Genomic DNA, 3,314 nt, shown 5'->3' with positions numbered 1-3,314 from the left:
ACTGTCCACTGTGGTCCTGCGGCCGGTCGTCGCCGACGAAGCGGGCGGGGACGAGCTCGTCGCGCGCGTCCGCCGGGCGCTGCTCGAAGCCGGGACCGCCGTGATCGGCCGGGCCACGCTGCCGACCGGGCCCGGGGGCGCCGGTCGGCTGTGGCTCAAGCTGACGCTGCTGCACCCGCACGCCACCGCCGCGGACTACCGGCCGCTGCTCGACCGGATCGCCGCCACCGCGGGGGCCGAACTCGTCGCCGGCCGGGAAAGCCCGGTCGCTTCGTGAGGCGCCACCACCTCGCGGGTGTCGGGATCGGGCCGTTCAACCTCTCGCTCGCGGCGCTGGCCACCGGCGTCGACGGCCTGGACGCGGTGTTCTTCGACGCCCGCCCGGAGTTCCGCTGGCACCCCGGCCTGCTGGTCGAGGGCGCGACGTTGCAGGTGCCGTTCCTGGCCGACCTGGTGACGCTGGTCGACCCGACGAACCCGTTCTCCTTCCTGAACTACCTGCGCGACCGCGGCCGGCTGCTCCCGTTCTACTTCGCCGAGCGGTTCCACCCGCCCCGCGCCGAGTACGACGACTACGGCCGGTGGGCCGCGGCCCGGCTGCCGTCGTGCCGGTTCGGTCACGAGGTCACCGGGATCCGCTGGGCCGGCGACGCCTTCGAGCTGACGGTCACGGGCCGCGATCCGGTGCTCGCGGACAACGTCGTGCTCGGCGTCGGCTCGGTGCCGTCGGTGCCGGAGCCGTTGCGGGAGCTGGTCGCCGATCCCGGCGTCCTCGCCCTGCACTCCGCGGATTACCTGCCGCACCGGGAAAAGCTGCTCGCCGCCGGGAGCGTCACGGTCGTCGGGTCCGGGCAGTCGGGGGCCGAGGTGTTCCTCGACCTGCTGCGCTCCCGGTCCACTGTGGACGGCCTGCGCTGGCTCGCGCGGACCCCGGCGTTCGCGCCGATGGAGTACTCGAAGCTCGGCCTCGAGCAGTTCACCCCGGACTACACCGCGTACTTCCACGGCCTCCCCGAAGCGGTCCGCGACCGGCTGCTGCCCGCGCAGTGGCAGCTGTACAAGGGGATCGACGCCGAGACGATCGCCGCGATCCACGACGAGCTGTACCGCCGCAGCATCACCGGCCCGCCGGGCGCGGTGCTGACGCCGGGGGTCGAGGTCGTCGGATCGTCCACAGTAGAGGGTCGGATCGAGCTACGCGTCGCACAGGCCCAGCAGGGACGGGAAAGCACCCTGCGCACCGACGCCGTCGTCGCGGCCACCGGGTACGCGGATGCGCCGTCCGGGCCGCTGCTGGCCGGGCTCGGCGACGCCGTCCACCGCGACGGCCGGGGCCGCCTGGTCGTCGACGCCGGCTACCGCGTCGCCCTCGACGTGCCCGGCGCGCTGTACGTCCAGAACGCGGAACGGCACACCCACGGTCCCGGCGCCCCCGACCTCGGGCTCGGTGCCTGGCGGGCGGCCGTGATCCTCAACGCCGTGTGCGGCAAGACCGTGCACGAGCTGCCCGACCGCACCGCCTTCACCACGTTCGGCCTGGAGGAAGAGTGAGCATCGACGAGGCGGCCGCCTGGCGCGCGGCCGGTGCCCTGATCACGCACAAGATGCTCGGGGAGCTGTCCTACGAGCACCTGCTGGAACCCGTTCGCGACGGCGACGAGTACCGGCTCGAGCTGCCCGGCGCCGAGTACACGTTCCGGGCCCGGCGCGGCGCGTTCGACTCCTGGACGGTCGAACCGGACAGCGCGCGCCGGTCGGGCGAGCCGGTCACCGACCCGCGCGCCCTCGTCGTGGACGCACGGGAAGTGCTGGGGCTCAGCGGGTTGCGCCTGGCCGACGTGCTGGCCGAGCTGACCTCGACGGTCGCCAACGAGGCCGCCCGGCTGCGCCGCGCCCCGAGCGCGCCCGTGCTGTCCACTATGGACTACAACGTCGCCGACGGGCACTTGACCGGCCACCCGCGGCTGGTGCTGAACAAGGGCCGGGTCGGGTTCTCCGCGCGCGACCGCGCCCGCTACGCGCCGGAAGCGGGCGCGGACGTCCGGCTCCGCTGGTTCGCCGTCCACCCGGACCACGCCGAGTTCCGCTGCGTCGACGGGCTGAGCCGGGACGCGCTCCTGGACGCCGAACTCGGCGCGCTGCGGGCGGAATTCGCCGGGAAGGCGCCCGAGGACTACGTCTGGGTGCCCGTGCACCCGTGGCAGGCCGACGAAATCCTCGGCACGCTCTACGCGGCCGAACTCGCCACCGGGGTCGTGGTCGACCTCGGCGAGAGCGCCGACGCCTACCGCGCGCACCAGACGGTCCGGACCCTGGGCAACGTGACCACGCCCGGCCGCCACGACGTCAAGACCGCGGTCTCGGTGCGCAACACGCTCGTCTACCGCGGGCTCAACTCGGCCGCGACGCTCGCCGGGCCTTCGGTGACGTCGTGGCTGCGCGGGATCAGCGCCGCCGACCCGCTGCTGAGCGAGCGGTACCGGTTCGGGCTGCTCGGCGAGGTCGCGAGCGTGTCGGTGACGCACCCGCTGTTCGGGCACCTGGAGGAGCTGCCGTACCGCTTCCACGAGACGCTGGGCGCGCTGTGGCGCGAGCCGATCCCGCTCGCGGAGGGGGAACGCGCGATTTCGTTCGCCGCCTTGCCCTATCACGGGCCTCGCGGCGGTTCCGTGCTCACCCACCTGATCGGGCGGCACGACCGGGAAACGTGGCTGGCGCGGCTCTTCGACCTGCTGCTCACGCCGTTGCTGCAGTGGCTGCTGCGCCACGGCGTCGGGTTCTGCCCGCACGGCCAGAACCTGATCCTCGTCGTCGACGCCCGCAACGTCCCGCAACGGGTACTGATCAAGGACTTCGCCCAGGGCGTCGACCTGCTCGACGAACAGGTCGAAAGCTACGAGAGCCTGCCGCCCGAAGCCGCGGCGGACATGCTGCGCTGGCCCGCGCACCTGCTGGCCCAGTCGCTGTTCAGCTCGGTGTTCTCCGGCCAGTTCCGGTTCTGGGCCGAGGTTCTGCTCGACGAGACCGGCCTGCCCCGGGCCCGGTTCTGGGCGCTCGTGCGCGAGGTCGTGGGCCGCTACCGGGACGAGAACCCGGACGTGGCCGCGCGGTTCGACGCGTGCCGGCTGTTCGCCTCGGACGTCGAGCGCGTGACGCTCAACCGGGAGCACCTCGCCGGCCAGGGGTTCGACAAGGTGGAGCGCGACGACGAGTTCGACGTCCGGTGGGGCCGGGTGCCGAATCCGCTGCACGCCCCGGACCCCGGCGGCGCGTGGTGACGCCGTTCGCGCGCCCGGCCGGCCCGCGGTCGCTGG

2 protein-coding genes and 1 pseudogene are annotated in these 3,314 nt (G+C 73.7%); all 3 read left to right on the top strand.

Annotation, left to right across the window (positions count from 1 at the left end; genetic code table 11):
• A pseudogene (locus G3I65_RS51745) lies at positions 1 to 277 on the top strand (aspartate aminotransferase family protein); the annotation flags it as partial.
• The gene (locus G3I65_RS51740; RefSeq protein WP_160703370.1) at positions 274 to 1,551 is read left to right on the top strand and encodes a lysine N(6)-hydroxylase/L-ornithine N(5)-oxygenase family protein; all 1,278 of its coding nucleotides are present in this window, start codon (positions 274 to 276) and stop codon (positions 1,549 to 1,551) included. The pseudogene G3I65_RS51745 and the gene G3I65_RS51740, both read left to right, overlap by 4 nt.
• Positions 1,548 to 3,278, top strand: coding sequence for an IucA/IucC family protein (locus G3I65_RS51735; protein ID WP_160703368.1), 1,731 nt, complete (start codon positions 1,548 to 1,550; stop codon positions 3,276 to 3,278). Before G3I65_RS51740 ends, G3I65_RS51735 begins: the two co-directional genes overlap by 4 nt.
• The last annotated feature ends 36 nt before the right edge of the window (positions 3,279 to 3,314 follow it).

The organism is Amycolatopsis sp. SID8362 (assembly GCF_010550475.1).
Lineage (GTDB): Bacteria > Actinomycetota > Actinomycetes > Mycobacteriales > Pseudonocardiaceae > Amycolatopsis > Amycolatopsis eburnea.
This window is presented reverse-complemented; position numbering and strand designations above follow the sequence as displayed.